General features: G+C 42.8%; 19 protein-coding genes and 2 tRNA genes. 17 read left to right on the forward strand and 4 right to left on the reverse strand.

The window, feature by feature from the left end; genetic code table 11:
* Positions 1-244: 244 nt before the first annotated feature.
* From ACZ5Q7_RS09650 to uvrC, 7 genes are all read left to right on the forward strand, one after another.
* Positions 245-1,942 carry an AMP-binding protein gene (locus tag ACZ5Q7_RS09650; protein WP_343750562.1) on the forward strand — a complete coding sequence of 566 codons (1,698 nt, stop codon included), beginning with the start codon at positions 245-247 and terminating at the stop codon, positions 1,940-1,942.
* 110 nt (positions 1,943-2,052) lie between these two features.
* Positions 2,053-2,658, forward strand: coding sequence for a TetR/AcrR family transcriptional regulator (locus tag ACZ5Q7_RS09655; protein WP_343750561.1), 606 nt, complete (start codon positions 2,053-2,055; stop codon positions 2,656-2,658).
* A complete protein-coding gene (locus ACZ5Q7_RS09660) occupies positions 2,655-3,428 on the forward strand; it encodes an enoyl-CoA hydratase (RefSeq protein ID WP_343750559.1) in 774 nt (257 codons plus the stop codon). The genes ACZ5Q7_RS09655 and ACZ5Q7_RS09660 overlap by 4 nt, the downstream gene beginning before the upstream one ends.
* Positions 3,429-3,488: 60 nt before the next feature.
* Complete coding sequence (locus ACZ5Q7_RS09665) at positions 3,489-4,262, forward strand: electron transfer flavoprotein subunit beta/FixA family protein (protein ID WP_343750557.1); 774 nt, start codon at positions 3,489-3,491, stop codon at positions 4,260-4,262.
* Positions 4,263-4,288: 26 nt separating this feature from the next.
* Positions 4,289-5,263: an electron transfer flavoprotein subunit alpha/FixB family protein gene (locus ACZ5Q7_RS09670; RefSeq protein WP_343750555.1), complete on the forward strand. Its 975-nt coding sequence runs from the start codon at positions 4,289-4,291 to the stop codon at positions 5,261-5,263.
* Between the two features lie 131 nt (positions 5,264-5,394).
* Positions 5,395-5,712 (forward strand): thioredoxin, encoded by a 318-nt coding sequence (gene trxA, locus ACZ5Q7_RS09675; RefSeq protein WP_343750554.1) that lies wholly within the window; start codon positions 5,395-5,397, stop codon positions 5,710-5,712.
* A 100-nt stretch (positions 5,713-5,812) separates the two neighbouring features.
* On the forward strand, positions 5,813-7,600 hold the full coding sequence (gene uvrC, locus ACZ5Q7_RS09680) for an excinuclease ABC subunit UvrC (RefSeq protein WP_343750552.1): 1,788 nt from the start codon (positions 5,813-5,815) through the stop codon (positions 7,598-7,600).
* Positions 7,601-7,671: 71 nt separating this feature from the next.
* Here uvrC and ACZ5Q7_RS09685 read toward each other — a convergent pair whose 3' ends face one another.
* The 3 genes from ACZ5Q7_RS09685 to ACZ5Q7_RS09695 form a co-directional block, all read right to left on the reverse strand.
* The gene (locus tag ACZ5Q7_RS09685) at positions 7,672-7,845 is read right to left on the reverse strand and encodes a hypothetical protein (protein ID WP_464432812.1); all 174 of its coding nucleotides are present in this window, start codon (positions 7,843-7,845) and stop codon (positions 7,672-7,674) included.
* Between the two features lie 41 nt (positions 7,846-7,886).
* Complete coding sequence (locus ACZ5Q7_RS09690) at positions 7,887-9,353, reverse strand: transposase (protein WP_464432814.1); 1,467 nt, start codon at positions 9,351-9,353, stop codon at positions 7,887-7,889.
* 80 nt (positions 9,354-9,433) lie between these two features.
* The gene (locus tag ACZ5Q7_RS09695; protein ID WP_343752614.1) at positions 9,434-9,670 is read right to left on the reverse strand and encodes a DUF2507 domain-containing protein; all 237 of its coding nucleotides are present in this window, start codon (positions 9,668-9,670) and stop codon (positions 9,434-9,436) included.
* Between the two features lie 258 nt (positions 9,671-9,928).
* Here ACZ5Q7_RS09695 and ACZ5Q7_RS09700 point away from each other — a divergent pair, with 258 nt between their 5' ends.
* Genes ACZ5Q7_RS09700 through sdhB form a run of 3 tightly spaced genes read left to right on the forward strand, consistent with a single transcriptional unit; the run spans position 9,929 to position 13,105 of the window.
* A complete protein-coding gene (locus ACZ5Q7_RS09700) occupies positions 9,929-10,549 on the forward strand; it encodes a succinate dehydrogenase cytochrome b558 subunit (RefSeq protein WP_343752616.1) in 621 nt (206 codons plus the stop codon).
* 27 nt (positions 10,550-10,576) lie between these two features.
* A complete protein-coding gene (gene sdhA, locus ACZ5Q7_RS09705; protein WP_343752618.1) occupies positions 10,577-12,325 on the forward strand; it encodes a succinate dehydrogenase flavoprotein subunit in 1,749 nt (582 codons plus the stop codon).
* Positions 12,326-12,340: 15 nt separating this feature from the next.
* A complete protein-coding gene (sdhB, locus tag ACZ5Q7_RS09710) occupies positions 12,341-13,105 on the forward strand; it encodes a succinate dehydrogenase iron-sulfur subunit (RefSeq protein ID WP_343752620.1) in 765 nt (254 codons plus the stop codon).
* Positions 13,106-13,339: 234 nt separating this feature from the next.
* Here the strand turns inward: sdhB and ACZ5Q7_RS09715 are convergent, their stop codons facing one another.
* Positions 13,340-13,564 (reverse strand): helix-turn-helix domain-containing protein, encoded by a 225-nt coding sequence (locus ACZ5Q7_RS09715; RefSeq protein WP_343752621.1) that lies wholly within the window; start codon positions 13,562-13,564, stop codon positions 13,340-13,342.
* A 289-nt stretch (positions 13,565-13,853) separates the two neighbouring features.
* Here ACZ5Q7_RS09715 and racE point away from each other — a divergent pair, with 289 nt between their 5' ends.
* The 7 genes from racE (at position 13,854) to ACZ5Q7_RS09750 (ending at position 18,357) form a co-directional block, all read left to right on the forward strand.
* Positions 13,854-14,666 carry a glutamate racemase gene (gene racE, locus ACZ5Q7_RS09720; RefSeq protein ID WP_343752622.1) on the forward strand — a complete coding sequence of 271 codons (813 nt, stop codon included), beginning with the start codon at positions 13,854-13,856 and terminating at the stop codon, positions 14,664-14,666.
* A gap of 99 nt (positions 14,667-14,765) precedes the next feature.
* Positions 14,766-15,860, forward strand: a complete 1,095-nt coding sequence (locus ACZ5Q7_RS09725) for a GerMN domain-containing protein (RefSeq protein WP_343752623.1) — start codon at positions 14,766-14,768, stop codon at positions 15,858-15,860.
* Positions 15,861-16,186: 326 nt separating this feature from the next.
* Entirely contained in the window at positions 16,187-16,954 is a 768-nt protein-coding gene (gene rph / locus ACZ5Q7_RS09730; RefSeq protein WP_343752624.1) for a ribonuclease PH, read from the forward strand.
* Positions 16,951-17,586 carry an XTP/dITP diphosphatase gene (locus ACZ5Q7_RS09735; RefSeq protein ID WP_343752625.1) on the forward strand — a complete coding sequence of 212 codons (636 nt, stop codon included), beginning with the start codon at positions 16,951-16,953 and terminating at the stop codon, positions 17,584-17,586. The genes rph and ACZ5Q7_RS09735 overlap by 4 nt, the downstream gene beginning before the upstream one ends.
* Positions 17,561-18,073, forward strand: coding sequence for a metallophosphoesterase (locus ACZ5Q7_RS09740; protein WP_343752626.1), 513 nt, complete (start codon positions 17,561-17,563; stop codon positions 18,071-18,073). The genes ACZ5Q7_RS09735 and ACZ5Q7_RS09740 overlap by 26 nt, the downstream gene beginning before the upstream one ends.
* Positions 18,074-18,198: 125 nt before the next feature.
* Positions 18,199-18,272: transfer RNA gene (locus tag ACZ5Q7_RS09745), tRNA-Gly, on the forward strand.
* 11 nt (positions 18,273-18,283) lie between these two features.
* Positions 18,284-18,357, forward strand: a tRNA-Arg gene (locus tag ACZ5Q7_RS09750).
* Positions 18,358-18,569 lie beyond the last annotated feature (212 nt).

Genomic DNA, 18,569 nt, shown 5'->3' on the forward strand with positions numbered 1-18,569 from the left:
ACCGAAAATCTTTTGTCAACAGCTGTGCGATGAAGCACAGCTGTTATTTTCATAATATAATTAAGGGGGGAGCAACGTGTTTCTTGATAAATTGGCAAAATACTTGATGGTAGTTGCTGTTGTATTCTTTCTGATTGGAATCATCTATTTGTTGTAATTTTTAATAGCTTTTTTTCGTAAAAAAATTCAAAAATAATAAAAATTCCGGTATAATGGGAGTATGCAGGATTAAAGGAGGTATAGGATGGCAGGGATAAAACGCTGGCACACCCATTATCCGGATGAGATTCCTTTGTCAATGTCGTATGATGAGAAGCCATTGCATACGTTCCTGGAATTATCTGCAGAAATATTCCCAAAAAGGAAAGCGCTTCACTTTATGGGGAAGGAAATGTCTTATGCAGATGTTTTGAGTGAGGTTAAACACATGGCAGGTTATCTTCAATCCATTGGTCTTCAAAAGGGAGACCGGGTCGCTATTATGTTGCCGAATTGTCCTCAGTCGGTTATCAGTTATTACGCAGTATTGATGGCTGGTGGCATCGTTGTGCAGACCAACCCTTTGTATAAGGAACGGGAACTCAGTTATCAGTTAAACGATTCTGGTGCTTTGTTCATCGTTTGTTTGGATGTGCTTTTTCCCGTGGTTGCCAAAGTACGCCGGAATACGGCTTTAGAACATGTTATAGTAACCGGTATCAAGGATTACTTGCCATTACCGAAGAACCTTATTTATCCTTTTATTCAACGAAAAGAGTATAAACAAATTGTAGACGTAGAACCATCAGGTGATACACACGACTGGAAGACGATGAGAAACAACAGTCATAACTATTTTACACAGGTTACCGTTGACCCAAATGATGATCTGGCCCTTCTGCAGTATACGGGTGGTACAACCGGGCGTCCTAAAGGCGTGATGCTTACTCATTTTAATTTAGTGGCGAATGGTCAAATGTGTCGTCTATGGTTTCATCATGCCACACCGGGTGAAGAGACAGTTATGGGGGTTTTACCGTTTTTCCATGTTTATGGAATGACAGCTGTTATGAATATGTCCATTATGTATGGTTACAAGATGATTCTCATGCCTAAATTTGATCCCGGCGAAGTATTGAAAACCATTCACAAACAAAAGCCCACTATGTTCCCGGGAGCGCCGACGATTTATATCGGACTGCTGCACCATCCCGATTTAAACAAGTATGACCTATCATCCATTGATGCATGCATAAGTGGTTCTGCCCCCTTGCCGAGTGACGTTCAGAGCCGTTTTGAACACGTAACAAACGGTAAGCTTGTGGAAGGGTATGGTTTGACCGAAACGTCACCGGTCACACATGCCAATTTTGTTTGGCATAAACGTATAACCGGCAGCATTGGCGTTCCCTGGCCTGATACCGATGCCAAAATCATGGATGTGTCATCTGGAAACGAAGCGGCTATTGGCGACATGGGAGAACTAGCTGTGAAAGGACCACAAGTGATGCATGGTTATTGGAATAATCAGGAGGAAACAGATCGTGTGATGAAAGATGGTTGGTTTTACACCGGCGATATGGGATATATGGACCAGAATGGTTTTTTCTACATTGCCGATCGTAAAAAAGATATCATCATCGCTGGCGGTTTTAATATTTATCCGAGGGAAGTGGAAGAAGTTCTTTATGAGCATGAATCGGTGCAGGAAGCTGTTGTAGCGGGGATACCGGATTCTTATCGTGGAGAAACAGTAAAAGCATATATCGTCTTAAAATCCGGAAGTGACGATGTGAACGAAGGTGCTTTGGATAGATTTTGCCGGGACCGGCTTGCCTCGTTTAAAGTGCCGCGAGTGTATGAGTTTCGCAGTGAGCTGCCGAAAACAGCAGTGGGAAAAATATTACGCCGAAAATTGGTGGAGGAAGATGAAAAACATGTTAATACGAGCACTCATGGTTGATACGTCTATTATTTGGAAAAGTGTGTCATTGACAACAATTGGTACTGGCTGTAAACTGATGGCATGAATGATTATTCATTCATGTACGGAATGATGTTGAGGGGATAGCCATGAAGAAACAAAGGTTAAAGTATAAACAGATTATCGAAGCAGCAGTGGAAGTCATAGCTGAAAATGGCTACCATGCGTCACAGGTTTCCAAAATTGCCAAAAAGGCCGGAGTAGCTGACGGAACCATTTATCTTTACTTCAAAAATAAAGAAGACATTCTTATATCTGTTTTCGAGGAAAAAATGGGACAGTTTATTGAACAGATTGCCAGCAGCATCCGCCATCAAAACAGAGCCGATGACAAACTGGAAACATTGATTGATAAGCATTTCCGTCAGCTTGCGGCCGATCATAACCTGGCTATCGTCACACAGTTGGAATTGCGCCAGTCGAATTCCGAAATCCGTCAAAAAATTAATCAGGTTTTAAAGCCTTATTTGGTCGTTATGGATGATATCATTACAGAAGGAATGGAGCAGAGGGTCTTTCGAGATGAATTGAATATCCCGCTTGTACGACAGATGATATTTGGTACTCTGGATGAAATTGTGACAAATTGGGTCATGAAAGAGCAAAAGTATAACCTCGTTGACCAGGTGCCACTTGTGCATGGATTCATCACGAACGGCCTTTCCGCCCAACAGGAGAGAGGAGGAGCAAATTGACGAAAATCGGTTATGATGTCAATAATCATATTGCGACACTGTCAATTGAAAGTCCGCCCGCTAATGCATTATCTGTTAATCTATTGAACTATATTAATGACACGCTTGATGAAATAGAAAATGATAACACTTTGAAAGTTGTTGTGATGAAAGGGGAAGGCAAATTTTTTTCAGCTGGTGCTGATATTAACGAATTCACTTCCTTGCAGGACTCGTCTGACTATAAGTCTCTGTCAGAAAAAGGACAGAAACTTTTTGACAGAATTGAGCATTTTCCGATTCCGGTCATTGCTGCGATTCATGGTGCCGCGTTAGGCGGTGGACTTGAACTGGCCATGGCATGCCATATTCGTATTGGTGCCGTCAATGCCAAGCTAGGACTTCCCGAAACAACACTCGGCATTATACCCGGTTTTGCCGGAACTCAACGCTTACCTCGTTTTGTCGGAACAGCAAAGGCGTATGAAATGATTTTAACCGGCCAGCCGATCACCGGAGAAGAGGCTGAAGCCAAAGGACTTCTGAACCAAGCTGTTGACGAGGAGTCTGTTTTGGATACGGCACATAATCTTGCCGAAACCATTGCAGCGAAAAGCAGGGTTTCGATAACATCCGTTATGGAATTGATTCCATATGCCAAAACGGAAACATTTCAACAAGGCCTCCAGAAAGAAGCGGCATCGTTTGCGGCTATTTTCGGCTCTGAGGATGCACAGGAAGGCATGCGGGCTTTTCTTGAAAAACGTAAACCGGATTTCAAAGATAAATAGTATCTACCGGCGTATTGATCCATATAATAGACTGGTACAATAAGCAAAGGAGGATGACATATGAACATTTATGTATTACTGAAACGAACATTTGATACTGAAGAAAAAATTTCAATATCGGATGGTCAAATTGAGGATGAGGGTGCTGAATACATTATTAATCCGTATGACGAATACGCTGTTGAAGAAGCGATTAACCAGCGTGATGCACACGGCGGGGAAGTAACCGTTGTCACTGTTGGTGACGAGGAATCGGAAAAACAGTTGCGGACAGCTTTGGCAATGGGGGCCGATCAAGCTGTTTTGATTAATACGGAAGATGACTTGGAAGATGGGGATTCGTTTACAACAGCTAAGATTCTTGACGCTTATTTTGGAGATAAGGAAGCCGATCTGATTCTAGCTGGGAACGTAGCGATTGATGAAGCAAGCGGTCAAGTTGGACCAAGGCTTGCTGAAAGACTGGGGATAAACGCTATTACCACCATCACGGCTTTGGAAATTGATGGAGAAACAGCAAACATAGATAAAGACGTGGAAGGCGATGTCGAAAAGGTTGAAACAAGCTTGCCTTTGTTGGTCACATGTCAGCAAGGATTGAATGATCCGAGATATCCATCGTTGCCTGGTATTATGAAAGCGAAGAAAAAACCACTGGAAGAGTTGGAACTTGATGATTTGGATCTTGATGAAAATGATGTTGAAGCCAAAACGGAAACGACGACTGTTTTCCTTCCGCCTGAAAAAGAAGCTGGTCGTATACTGGAAGGAGACGTTGATGAACAGGTTAAGGAACTGGTCTCTTTGCTGAAAGATGATAAAAAAGTACTGTAATCTTTGTATCAGAAAGGAGAAAAAGGATGGGCAATAAATCACTTGTGATAGGCGAAGCAAAAGCTGGCGCATTGCGTAATGTAACATTGGAAGCTATCGCTGCTGCTAAACAAATGGACGAGGACGCGGAAATAGTGGGCATGCTGTGTGGCGAGAGCGGTATCGGCGACCAGGCGCAGGAAATGATTTATCACGGCGCCGATCGTGTTGTAACGGTCGAGCATAACAATTTGCAAACTTATACACCGGAAGGATACGGTCAGGCGATCATGGCTGTGGCGGACGAAGAATCTCCTGATGCTATTGTAATGGGACATACAGCTATCGGCAAGGACATAACACCTAAAATAGCCAGTAAACTGGATTCAGGTTTAATTTCCGATGCTATTGGTATTGAACACGAAGACGGTGAAACGGTGTTCACCCGACCAATTTATTCTGGAAAAGCATTTGAAAAAAAGGTGATCAGAAGTGGAAGGACGTTTGTGACCATACGACCGAACAATATTAAACCTCTCGAACGTGATTCATCACAGTCAGGAACCGTGTCAACCAAAGATGTGGATGTAAAAGATATCCACACAGTGATTAAAGATGTTATCCGTAAAGGTTCGGAAGGTGTTGATTTATCGGAAGCCAATGTCATTGTTGCCGGTGGACGCGGTGTCAAAAGTGAAGAAGGATTTAAGCCGTTGTATGACCTGGCAGACGCTCTCGGTGGGGCAGTGGGCGCTTCCCGTGGTGCATGTGATGCCGAATACTGCGACTATTCATTGCAAATTGGACAGACCGGCAAAGTTGTCACACCTGACCTGTATATTGCTGTTGGCGTGTCCGGAGCGATCCAGCATCTTGCGGGTATGTCAAATTCAAAAGTCATTGTAGCCATAAATAAGGATGCGGAATCAAATATTTTTAACGTAGCTGATTATGGTATTGTCGGAGACCTGTTTGAGATTATTCCAACCTTGACAGAAGAAGTAAAGAAAATAAAATCATAACTGAAAAACCCGTGATTAACGTAGATGAATCCCGGCCAATCAACGAATACATTGCATAAGCATAGTGTTAGCGAGCACATACTAATGATGATATACTGAGCATAGTTTGATGAAAGAGGAGGGAAATGAAAATGGCAATTGAACATGTCACTGATCAAAGTTTCACTCAGCAGGTTTCCGAGGGGTTAGTGTTGGCCGATTTCTGGGCACCCTGGTGCGGACCTTGTAAAATGATTGCACCGGTATTGGAGGAAATTGACGGTGAAATGGAAGATAAAGTACAAATTGTAAAACTTGATGTGGATGAAAATCAAGAGACTGCTGGTAACTATGGTGTAATGAGCATCCCAACACTGCTATTATTCAAAGACGGTGAGGTTGTCGATCAGGTTGTCGGTTTCCAATCCAAGGAATCACTGGTTGAACTGATTAACAAACATGCAGCCTGACTTCATAACCCAATAACAATGTTTATCCAATCCCTTGTTACACAATGTGACAAGGGATTCTCTATCGAAGGGAAATTTGGTTCGGGGGATGAAATTGAGCATGAATCAGCAAATTAATGAAAAACTAGCCGTTCTTCCATCACAGCCTGGATGCTATTTAATGAAAGACAAGCACGATACTGTGATTTATGTTGGCAAGTCCAAAAAACTAAAAAACAGGGTCCGGTCGTATTTCACTGGGGCGAATGATAAAAAGACGCAGCGGCTCGTACTACAAATTTCAGACTTTGAGTATATTGTTACCACATCAGAGATAGAAGCGCTTATTTTAGAAATGAATCTGATTAAAAAGTATGATCCGAAGTATAATGTTTTGTTAAAAGATGACAAATCCTACCCGTATTTGAAAATAACGTCTGAACGTCATCCGAGACTGCTGATCACGCGCAATGTTAAAAAAGATAAAGGCAAATATTTCGGACCTTATCCGAATGTGCTGGCAGCTAAGGAAACGAAGCGGCTACTTGATAAATTATATCCACTGCGCAAATGCAACAACCCCCGGGGACGTGTCTGCTTGTATTACCATATGGGTCAGTGCTTGGCGTGCAGCACAGAACCTGCATCGAAGGAAACATATAAGGAAATCATTCAAAACATAACGTCCTTCCTGCAGGGAGGGCACAAAACCATTAAGAAAGATTTAACGGACAAAATGCATGAAGCGAGTGAGACACTTAACTTCGAGCGGGCAAAAGAACTTCGCGACATGATTCAGCATATTGAATCCGTGATGGAACAGCAGCGGATGACCATGAATGATCAAACCGATCGTGACATGTTCGGTTACAGTTATGACAAAGGTTGGATGTGTGTTCAAGTTTTTTTTGTTCGTCAAGGTAAATTGATGGAGCGGGATGTCTCGGTATTTCCGTTTTTTGATGACCCGGAGGAAACGTTTTTAAGCTATGTCGGTCGATTTTATTTACATCAGCACCATTTGAAACCAAAAGAAATTCTTGTGCCGATTGGATCGGAGACGACATTGTTGAAAGATCTTCTGGACGTCCAAGTGTACACACCATTCCGAGGCCAAAAAAAACAGCTGGTTGATTTAGCTGTTAAAAACGCTTCTATCGCTCTTGAGGAGAAATTCTCTCTGATTGAACGGGATGAAGAAAGGACAATCCAAGCAGTGGAAAAGTTGGGCGATGTGCTCCACATCGAAGTTCCGCACCGGATTGAAGCATTTGATAATTCAAACATCCAGGGAGCGGATCCAGTTTCAGCCATGGTTGTTTTTACAGATGGCCGTCCCGATAAAAAGGAATACCGGAAATATAAAATTCGCAACGTCGATGGACCGGATGATTATGAAACCATGCGGGAAGTGATTCGGCGTCGTTATAAACGTGTGTTGAAAGAGGAACACCCGCTTCCGGATTTAATTATCGTTGACGGAGGCAAGGGGCAGATGAGTGCTGCTTTGGATGTTCTGGAGAATGAACTTGGTCTGGATATCCCGTTGTGTGGTCTTTCCAAAGATGAAAAGCATAAAACAAGTGAGTTATTGTATGGCACACCGCCAGTGACAATTAATTTGCAGCGGAAATCTCAAGAATTCCATCTCGTTCAGCGTATTCAAGATGAGGTTCATCGTTTTGCTATTTCCTTTCACAGACAGCTGCGCGGAAAAAGCATGTTCCGATCAGAATTGGATAAAATACCTGGAGTCGGTGAAAAACGGAGACAGCTTCTGCTGCAGCATTTCACATCTGTTAATGATATACGAAAGGCCGCCATTGGAGATATAACGAAATTGGGTATCCCACACAATGTAGCGGAGACGATACTGGCTCAATTAAGCGATGAAAAAAGTGCCGAATGATGTTCCGCCGTTTTGTTGAAACGGCGGAACAGGAATTTCTCCAGATTTCCCCTGAATGTCACTTATTATTTTCAATCCGTGAAAATGGTTGTAAATTCTATCTGATGGATTTTTTTATGGATTTCCTCCCGGCATTCACACGGTCTTTGTTTAATGAGGCTAACACATTCGCTCAGGAATCCTGCTTCTAGACGGAACTCCGTGTCCAATGACGAATGCAACCGGTGAACGACAGAATCAGCCATCAGGTGAAACGTAAGTTCCTTCTTTGTTTCCTTTATCAGTTCTAAAAGACCGGTGAAAAACTATATTTTCTATCCATCGAAGATGTAATCAAAGACACGAATTTTTCTCGGATTCCCTTAAATATAAGGGAAATAAAGTGATTGTTGTGGTTTTTTTCATTCCGTTTTTTCGTTTCAGCGCATGCTGAAACACCGGTCCCGGGTCTTTTTCCTTTGAACCGGCTTAACTTCTTTAGATTCTGAACGATGGCGGTACAGAGTGCCTGCTCCTGCATGCAGTCGAGTTCTCTGCTTCTGGCACGATCCAGCCCATGCACTGTCTTGGCTTCAGCGAAGCCATGTTCACACTGGACACGCTTGTTTTGGATGTTCTGGTATTTGCCGTCAATCTGGATTTGCTTTGCTTGATTTTTGGCCTTGACGTTATTGACCTTTTCCTGCCGTTTTCTTTGGTGCTCAGGGTTATGGGTTTTCCTCTGCCAAGTCGGGGTCTCTTCCAATTCATGGTCTCGCAAAGAAATCAAAGGAATGATGCCTTGAGAAAATAGATAGGCCAAATATGCTGGTGTGCCATAGGCCTTGTCACCCGATAACGTCCGAATATGGATCTGCGGGTGCTGAAAACGAACAGCTGCCAGCTGTTGTTGGCTTATTTCTCTTTCCGCTTTACCGGAAGCAATGCTTGCATTGGTCTTTAAAATAACGCCTGACTCAACATCTGCCAGGTTGTGCACAAGGTAACGCGGATAGGCCTCCTGTCCTTTGCTCTTTTTGTACAGACGGGCATCCGGGTCTGTCGTACTCCGGTGGGTTTGATTGGAAAACGTTTTGCCGTGAAAGTCTTCATGGCTGGCATTTTCCTGAAGCTGATCCGATTTATTATTTTCCTTTGATTTCGGAGGCCGAGGGTTTTGGTCATCATCGTCGCTGTTCGGATTACCTGATGGTCTTAAAGACGCTTCATCACGTTGCTTTTTAACTTCCAGGTAAGCTTCAATGGTTTGAACCGGGGCCAGCTCTATTTCTTCCAGACTATGAATGGACGCGTTTGCATGCACTTGTGTGCCATCCACACCGGCATGAACGTCTGGGCGAACGAGGCCGGAAGCAATGCACTGATTAACGACATGCATCATGATATCATCAAAAATACCATGGCGACGCCAAAGCGCTCTTGTTTTAACAAGTGTTGTTCGATCAGGAAGTGACGACTCAAAATCCAGGCCGCAAAACCACAGGTAGCCTGCATGCATGGGGAGCGTTTCAAACAGTTCCCGTTCCGAGTGATTAAATAGATACTCAAGTACAACCAGCCGCACGACCAATTCAGCATTCGTAGATGGCCGGCCTGTCTTTTCGGAGTAGAGAGGTTTCACCCGATCGTGGACAGCTGAAAAGTCAATAGCATCTTTCACCCTTCTCAGGATATGGTGTCCGGGAACGAGATCCTCCATATCAATATATTGAAACATGTTAGGTTGAATGTGATTTTGCTTTGGCGAATGCATAAATGAATCACCCTTTTATAAGTGTTCTATAGACTATATTCGACATAAAGCAATGAAATTCCTAGTACAATTTGACTTTTTCACCGGACTTCTAAATATCCCCATCCTAATTTATCAAAGGCATAGACGATATCGGAAACAGACTGAAATACGAATTTTCTAGCTATGTTTTTTCCCATAAAGTAGAGCAATGTATTTGCTTGATGACCGAATACATCGGGCAGTCCGATATAGCGGACGATATCATAACCAGCCCCAACTGTATGAAATTCCTCGAGCGTTGTAATCGGCAGTGGAGTTTCATGATTTTTTGACATGGGTGTCATCCTTTCCAAAGTGAGCATGAATCTTTGTCGTATGTTTTCATCATTATTATCAATGGAAATCAACGTGCGTGCAACTGCTTTTTTCTCGGAAGGATATATTTATCACATCGTTTTCTTGACGGGTCTCATAGATAGAAGTACAATAAATATGTCATAAATGATACATTTTTTGGGCAATGACTAATAGAAGGCTTTGTCGAAAGGGTGTACCGTATCCAATTAACATATCATTTTTGAGGGGGGTAACGCATGGTCGAGCACCGCGAGTTTTTTTACCGCAGGCTCCATTCTTTGTTGGGAGTTATTCCAATTGGAATCTTTCTCATTCAGCATTTGGTTGTGAACCATTTTGCTGTTTATGGTGAAGAAAGCTTTAACAAAGCGGCATCATTTATGCACGATTTGCCGTTTAGGTTGGCATTGGAAATAATTGTTATCTTTTTGCCGATTTTATTTCATGCCATTCTCGGGGTTTACATTGTCTTTGTGACTAAAAGTAACACAAAACGTTATGGTTATTTCCGTAATTGGATGTTTGTACTTCAACGGATAACCGGTATCATCACCTTCGTATTTATTGCATGGCATATTTGGGAAACACGTGTGCAGATCGGCTTAGGAACGGAGGACCTGAATTATAATCTGATGGAAGATATTCTATCCAACACATTTATGTTCTGGTTTTATATTGTCGGTGTTATTTCAACAACGTTCCACTTTGCGAATGGACTTTGGAGCTTCATGGTAACATGGGGCATTACACAGTCACCGAAGTCGCAAAAAGTTGCTACATACGCCACACTGATTGTTTTCTTGGCCCTTAGCTATATCGGTGTACGGGCACTAATACAATTTGCTTACGGAGTTTAATATAACAATAAGGAGTGAGCATTTCATATGAGTAATCGAAAAATCATTGTTGTCGGCGGCGGGTTAGCCGGTTTGATGGCAACAATAAAGGCTGCAGAAGCAGGCGTGGAAGTTGACCTGTTTTCCATTGTACCGGTAAAACGTTCTCACTCTGTTTGCGCTCAAGGTGGTATTAATGGTGCGGTCGATACTAAGGGCGAAGGAGACTCACCATGGATTCATTTTGACGACACGATTTATGGCGGAGATTTTCTTGCCAACCAGCCACCGGTAAAGGCTATGTGTGAGGCTGCGCCAAAGATTATTCATCTATTGGACCGGATGGGAGTCATGTTCAACCGGACACCGGAAGGACTGCTCGATTTCCGACGTTTTGGCGGGACACAGCATCACCGTACAGCATATGCTGGCTCCACAACAGGCCAACAAATGCTGTATGCACTGGATGAGCAAGTTCGTCGCCATGAAGTCGAGGGTCTTGTTAATAAATATGAGAATTGGGAATTTATTGGTGCTATTACCGATGAGGATCAGGTTGGACGCGGGATTGTCGCTCAGGATATTCGGTCCCATGATATTAAATCTTTCCCGGCCGATGCTGTTATCCTGGCTACCGGCGGACCGGGAATTATTTTTGGAAAATCAACCAATTCGATGATTAACACCGGCTCAGCATCAAGTATTCTCTATAATCAAGGTGCTAAGTATGCGAATGGCGAATTTATTCAAATTCATCCCACAGCAATACCGGGCGATGACAAACTACGCTTGATGAGTGAGTCCGCGCGTGGCGAAGGCGGTCGTGTTTGGACTTATAAAGATGGTGAACCATGGTATTTTCTTGAAGAAAAATATCCGGCATACGGAAATTTGGTGCCGCGTGATGTGGCAACACGCGAAATTTTTGATGTTTGTGTTAATCAAAAACTCGGTATCGATGGAAAAAACCAGGTTTATCTTGATTTGTCCCATAAAGATCCAAAAGAACTTAACGTTAAACTGGGCGGCATTATGGAAATTTATGAAAAGTTCGTTGGTGATGATCCACGCAAAGTACCAATGAAGATTTTCCCTGCTGTTCACTATTCAATGGGTGGCATCTGGGTTGATTATGATCAGATGACAAGCATCCCGGGAATCTTTGCTGCCGGCGAATGCGACTATACACAACACGGTGCAAACCGCCTTGGGGCCAATTCACTGCTTTCATCGATTTATGGTGGATCCGTTGCCGGACCAAGTGCTATCAATTATATTGAAGGATTGGACAAACATGTGGATGACATGCCGTCCAAATTATTTGATGACCGCGAGAAAGAAGAGCAGGAACGTTTTGAAAACCTGATGAAAATGGATGGAGACGAAAACGCCTATCAAATTCATAAAGAATTAGGCGAATGGATGACTGATAACGTAACCGTTGTACGTCACAACGATAAGTTGAAACAAACAGATGAAAAAATTAAAGAATTGATGGAGCGATGGAATAATATTAATATCAATGACACGTCCCGGTGGAATAATCAAGGTGTCATGTTCACACGTCAGTTGGAAAGTATGCTTCATCTGGCACGGGTTATAACGAATGGCGCCCTTAATCGAAATGAAACGCGCGGTGCTCATTACAAGCCCGAATTTCCGGAACGTGATGACGAGAATTTCTTAAAAACAACCATTGCTCAACTGGATAAATCGAATGAACCGCATATTACGTATGACGATGTGGATGTTTCTCACATTCAGCCACGCAAACGTGATTACAGCAAAAACAAGTGAAGGGAGTAAGTGATGATGGCTGAACAAAGCACTGTTACATTTATTATCACCCGTCAGGACAGTCCGGAATCTTCTCCTTATCAAGAGACATTTAACATTCCGTATAAAAGAAATATGAACGTTATTTCCGGATTGATGGAAATACGTCAAAACCCTGTCAATGCAAATGGAGAAAAGACCTCACCCGTCCAGTGGGATATGAACTGTTTGGAGGAAGTTTGCGGAGCCTGTTCCATGGTCATCAATGGAACAGCGCGGCAATCTTGTGCGGCGCTTATTGATGAACTTGAGCAACCCGTTCGACTTAAGCCAATGAATACATTCCCGGTTGTCCGGGACTTATTCGTTGACCGTGAGCAAATGTTTGATTCGTTGAAGCAAATTAAGGCCTGGATTCCGATTGATGGAACGTATGATCTTGGTGAAGGACCACGGATGCCAGAGAAAAAACGGCAATGGGCATATGAATTGTCAAAATGCATGTCATGCGGTGTTTGTCTGGAAGCTTGTCCAAACGTCAATGACAAGTCAGACTTTATTGGACCGGCCGCTTTGTCACAGGCCCGTCTGTTTAATGCTCATCCCACAGGTGAAATGAATAAGAGTGAACGATTGGAAGGACTCATGGAAGATGGAGGAATCTCCGGCTGCGGTAATGCACAAAACTGCGTACAAGTTTGTCCTAAGGGTATCCCGTTGACGACATCTATTGCTGCTATGAATCGTGCAACTAACATTCAATCATTTAAGAATTTCTTTGGTAGTGATCATGCGCATTAAACTAGCAATCTATGAAAGAAAGGCCCTTGCCCCATGGTAAGGGTCTTTCTTATTTTGGGTGTCAATGGTGATAATAAATTATGCTTGACGGGTGGGGGACTAATGGTGAATCTGGATGCGGATTTCGGAAAACCTGTGCCATTATCGGAACAGGCAAAAAACAATCTTCTTTACTATTAAACGTAAATAAATAGTGTGGGAAGACTCCCACACTATTTGGAAGCTGTACCTCACCTAGAGTTGTAACTCCCCCATGCGAAGCAATTCCACTACAGCTTGTGAGCGCCCCTTAACACCTAACTTCTGCATTGAGTTGGAAATATGGTTTCGAACAGTTTTTTCAGATATAAACAGTTCCTGGGCAATTTCTTTTGTTGTTTTATCTTGTACTAGAAGATCAAATACTTCTTTTTCACGTTTTGTGAGCAGTTGCTTTGGTTTGTAGTTGCTGTCCTTCAAATGATAACCCCTCCTTGCTATCAAAGAGCTGCATATGAAGGGTGAATTATTTAGTCACTATAGTTTATGACATCACATGTAAACGGTGAGCACATTTTTCGATCATTATTAATAATATAACAATGCCACCAATTACGTGTTTAGGATCTGAAATTTATGTATACCTCTACAAACCAATAGTTATTAAATTATGATAAAGTGTTACTGTACAGAAAAAATGGGTCGAGCGTCCATAAAAATGATGATGCGACAAAGATCAAGAACAAACAGCGGGGAAGAGGCGATAGATTTGAACAAAGCAATTGGGGTTATTGATTCTGGTGTTGGCGGTCTTACAGTGGCTTATGAACTGATGCGGCAGCTTCCAAAGGAACAATTGATTTACTTGGGGGATACCGCACGATGCCCGTATGGACCAAGGGTCAATGATGAAGTGAGAACATTCACCTGGGAAATGGTTGACTTTTTAATGAAAAAAGATATAAAAATGCTTATCGTTGCGTGTAATACAGCTACGGCTTTTACATTAAATGAACTGAAGTCGAATATGTCTATTCCGGTGATCGGCGTTATTAAGCCGGGGGCACGTGCAGCGATCAACGAGACAAAAACGAATCATATAGGTGTTATTGGGACAGAAGGAACCATCAGGAGTAATGCTTATACAAAAGCATTGAACGACATTCATGCCGGCCTCCAAGTTCAATCCCTTGCTTGTCCATCATTTGTTCCTATGGTCGAGCAGGGAATGCTCAATGGTGAGCAAGCGGAAGCAATGGTTACACGCTCGCTTTATTCATTGACACAGCAGGAGGAATTGGACACGTTGATTCTCGGATGCACCCACTATCCTCTTATCAAACATACGATTCAGCACGTTATGGGAAGAGACGTTGCCATTATATCATCAAGTGAGGAGACTGCCCGAGAGGCAAGTACTATTCTGGAATTTCGCAATCTCTTATATAAAGGCCATAACACCCCATTTCATCAATTTTACTCGACGGGTCAGATGGAGGTATTTGCGACGATTACAGAAGAGATTTTCAAAGAATTTATTGATCATTTTCACTCGGTAACCATTGAAAAAGCTATTCTCTAATTGAAATCGAATCAGATTGCAATTTTTTTAGAAAGGTTGGTCTAAATCTTTGCTGCGCTCGTATATATAATAGTACAAACCATCGTAGGAGGGAAAATCATGCGAAAGCGCAGTCTATTGATTATTAGCCTGGCAATAACGCTTGCTGTTATGTTAACCGGGTGTTTTCAGGGCGGACAATCCCTGAATAATGAAGAAGAAATTGATCCGCCGAAAGATGCTGAAGCGGTCCACCATAACGATTCTACCGGTGAACAAAATAGTGACGAGGGTGAAGAAAAAGCAGATATATCCTCCGATACAGTGGAAAGACAATTGTATTTAATGGATGCGGATGGCATGATAGCACCACAAACATTGGAATTGCCACAACCGGAATCAAAAGAGGTGGCTTCCCAGGCATTGGAGTATCTTGTTAAGGATGGTCCGGTCACGTCGCTTTTGCCGAATGGGTTCCAGGCGGTGCTGCCTGTCGGGACAGAAATACTTGGTTTGAACCCAACGGATAATGGGCAAATGGTTGTCAATGTGTCTGACGAGTTTACAAATTATCAGAAAGAAAATGAATTAAAAATATTGCAGGCGATGACACACACGTTGACACAATTTAAACAGGTGGACGGCATGAAGCTGCAAATTGATGGACAACCTCAGGATACGATGCCTGTCAATGGCACACCAATTGGAAAAGGTGTTTCGCGGACAGATGGTATTAACCTTTTACAGCCGGACAGTGTGGATTTGATGAAGAGTGAACCGGTTACTTTGTATTATCCTTCTGTCCAGGGCGATAACCAGTACTTTGTTCCGGTTACGCAATACGTAGATGTAAGCGATCAAAATATTTATGGTTCGATGATTAACGCTTTATTGGATGGCCCCGATTTCAAAACCAATCTACAGCATGTCTTCAATAGCCAGACTAAGCTGGCGAACAATCCTAGCCTGCGAGATGGTGTTCTGGAAGTGATGTTCAGCCAGGATGTGCTTCAAGACAGTAAAAAACAGGATGGAAATAAACCTGTTATTTCCGACAAAGTGATGGAATCAGTTGTCCGGACATTAACACAGGACGAAGCAGTGGAAGCTGTAGAAGTGAAAGTGGAAAATATTGAAACACTTTTTAATGAGAATGGAAAACCATACAACGAACCGGTGACAAAGCAGAAATTCATGGAAACAGAGAAGCTTTAGATAAAAGAACAAATTGATTTAAATATGAGAACACGTTTGTTTTACTAAAATATCGGTATTATGTTAAATGGTGAATGCTGCCAGAACTGCTGTATTCTCGTACGAGACTGTTCCATACAGTCTTTTTTGTGTCAGATGATAAAACATGTGTCACTGGTTAAAATATGTTAAGATGAGCTTGGATGTATTGTGGGCTGTCATACCTTCCCGACTGTGCATGATGATAAGGGGGTGAACAGCCCTTTATTTCTTAATTTATTTCACTAAGTGGGAGGAAGCCCCTTCATTAAATAATGCTCACCTTATCATAAGGAGGTTTAAAGTCATTGCGAAAGGACAATCGAAAAACGAACGAATTACGGTCCATTTTAATGACATTGGATTACATAAAATACCCTGAGGGTTCGGTACTGATTGAATTTGGGGATACAAAGGTGATATGCAATGCCAGTATTGAAGATCGTGTTCCGCCATTTATGCGGGGACAGGGAAAAGGCTGGATAGCAGCTGAGTATGCAATGCTTCCACGGGCGACAGAAAAACGGAATATACGCGAGTCCTCCAAAGGTAAAGTGGGCGGCCGAACAATGGAAATACAGCGGTTAATCGGGCGAGCACTGCGCTCTGTGGTTGATTTGAACCGAATCGGAGAACGGACCGTTTGGGTCGACTGTGACGTTCTTCAGGCGGATGGCGGGACACGAACGGCTTCCATAACAGGGGCATTTGTAGCCGTCGTGCTGGCATTTGATCAATTAATAAAAGCAGGAAAGATAAAAAAGATGCCTGTCACCGATTTTTTGGCAGCGATTTCGGTTGGTATTTCCTCAAATGGCACCGAACTACTTGATTTAAACTATGGCGAAGACTCTGAGGCCTATGTTGATATGAATATTGTTATGACAGGTGAAGGTGAATTCGTTGAAATACAGGGAACAGGGGAAGAAGCAACATTTACCACCAATCAGCTGCAGGCTATGCTTGGACTCGCTTCTGACGGGCTGAAACGAATTAATGATATACAAAAAGATGCTCTTGGTCAGGCTGCCGGTAGCATCGGTGAGACGAAAAAAACAAAGGAAGACACACCATGAAAGAAATGATTATTGCTACGAAAAATGCCGGCAAAGCCAATGAATTTAAGACGTTTTTAGCTGACTATCAAATAGGCGCGATATCACTACTTGATTTGGATAGAGACGTGGATGATATCGACGAAACAGGGATTACCTTTGAAGAAAATGCGGCTATAAAAGTTGAACACATAGCAAACATGATGCAACGGCCGGTTTTGGCGGATGACTCCGGGATCGAGATTGATGCATTGCACGGCAGACCCGGTGTTTTTTCGGCACGCTATGCTGGTGAACCGAAAGATGATCAGGCGAACGTAGAAAAGGTATTACAGGAATTGGAAGGGTTGGAAGCATCGGAACGAACAGCACGGTTTGTCTGTGTATTAGCGGTGGCTATTCCAGGCGAAGAGACCATATTTAAGCGAGGCACTTGCGAAGGAGTTATTGCTTTTTTACAAGCAGGTGCGAATGGATTTGGTTACGACCCTATTTTTGTGCCAAGCGGTTACGACAGAACTATGGCCCAGCTTTCGTCGGATGAAAAAAATGGAATCAGTCACCGAAAAGATGCGATCATTCAGTTGGGTGAATGGTTGAAAAATTGGAAACAAATGGGGGGGGCGTATGCCGGAAGTACTGATTATAAGTGACAGTCATGGTTCGACGAAAGAGCTTAACGCGATTAAAGAGCGTCATTCACCGGAATTGATGATTCACTGCGGTGATTCCGAATTAGATATGGATGCTCCGGAATTGGACGGATTTATTAAAGTGGCAGGCAATTGTGATATGGATACAAGATTCCCTGAAGAACAAACAAGCACTGTCAACAGTCTCAATTTTTTTATTGCGCACGGTCATTTGCATCAAGTTAAAACCAATCCGATGGTGATTGCATACCGGGCAGAAGAGGTGGGAGCTAACGTCGTATGCTTTGGGCATACTCACACAGCAGGGGCCGAAAAATTGGGTCAACAATTATTGATTAACCCCGGCAGTGTCCTTCTGCCGCGCGGTCGCACTGAAAAAACATATGCCATTATGACATGGGATACGTTAGATGCCATTTGTGTCAACTTTTTCACTGTTGATGGTAATCACATAGAGAAATTGTCACGGCAAATATCTTTATCGTAAAATGAGTAGGCAGGGAAATCGGAATCACAGCCGATTTCCTGATCCCTTAGAAAAATATCTAAAGGTTGACAAATGATGATAAAGTAGATATAATTATTTTTGTCCGTCTATTAACATAGAAAAATGCGGGTGTAGTTTAGTGGTAAAACCTCAGCCTTCCAAGCTGATGTCGTGGGTTCGATTCCCATCACCCGCTCCATACATACCTATGTCCCAGTAGCTCAGTAGGATAGAGCAACAGCCTTCTAAGCTGTAGGTCGCAGGTTCGAATCCTGCCTGGGACACTCAGTTGAGAAACCTGTTTGACAGTAAATAGGTTTCTTTTTTCTTATTAAATGTAAAACGGAAGGGAAAAACGGGTTATATTCCCCTTGTCCCGGGAATTATGATAAGTAAACTGACGTTCAACTATAAAATGTAGTTTTTATCCTCGCCTTCATGTTGATGCCTGCGGTGGGGGTATGATAGCTCATTAATGTGTTTAAAAGGAGTGAGC

It is taken from the genome of Lentibacillus halophilus (assembly GCF_055395055.1).

Coding starts and splice junctions, on each gene's coding strand:
- ACZ5Q7_RS09695 (WP_343752614.1), bottom strand. CDS start 9,670: ATGTCAAAAAATCATGAAACTCCACTGCCGATTACAACGCTCGAGGAA.
- ACZ5Q7_RS09735 (WP_343752625.1), top strand. CDS start 16,951: ATGAAAGAAATGATTATTGCTACGAAAAATGCCGGCAAAGCCAATGAA.
- trxA (WP_343750554.1), top strand. CDS start 5,395: ATGGCAATTGAACATGTCACTGATCAAAGTTTCACTCAGCAGGTTTCC.
- ACZ5Q7_RS09700 (WP_343752616.1), top strand. CDS start 9,929: ATGGTCGAGCACCGCGAGTTTTTTTACCGCAGGCTCCATTCTTTGTTG.
- sdhB (WP_343752620.1), top strand. CDS start 12,341: ATGGCTGAACAAAGCACTGTTACATTTATTATCACCCGTCAGGACAGT.
- ACZ5Q7_RS09655 (WP_343750561.1), top strand. CDS start 2,053: ATGAAGAAACAAAGGTTAAAGTATAAACAGATTATCGAAGCAGCAGTG.
- uvrC (WP_343750552.1), top strand. CDS start 5,813: ATGAATCAGCAAATTAATGAAAAACTAGCCGTTCTTCCATCACAGCCT.
- sdhA (WP_343752618.1), top strand. CDS start 10,577: ATGAGTAATCGAAAAATCATTGTTGTCGGCGGCGGGTTAGCCGGTTTG.
- ACZ5Q7_RS09650 (WP_343750562.1), top strand. CDS start 245: ATGGCAGGGATAAAACGCTGGCACACCCATTATCCGGATGAGATTCCT.
- ACZ5Q7_RS09740 (WP_343752626.1), top strand. CDS start 17,561: ATGCCGGAAGTACTGATTATAAGTGACAGTCATGGTTCGACGAAAGAG.
- ACZ5Q7_RS09670 (WP_343750555.1), top strand. CDS start 4,289: ATGGGCAATAAATCACTTGTGATAGGCGAAGCAAAAGCTGGCGCATTG.
- ACZ5Q7_RS09725 (WP_343752623.1), top strand. CDS start 14,766: ATGCGAAAGCGCAGTCTATTGATTATTAGCCTGGCAATAACGCTTGCT.
- ACZ5Q7_RS09690 (WP_464432814.1), bottom strand. CDS start 9,353: ATGCATTCGCCAAAGCAAAATCACATTCAACCTAACATGTTTCAATAT.
- ACZ5Q7_RS09685 (WP_464432812.1), bottom strand. CDS start 7,845: ATGGCTGATTCTGTCGTTCACCGGTTGCATTCGTCATTGGACACGGAG.
- ACZ5Q7_RS09665 (WP_343750557.1), top strand. CDS start 3,489: ATGAACATTTATGTATTACTGAAACGAACATTTGATACTGAAGAAAAA.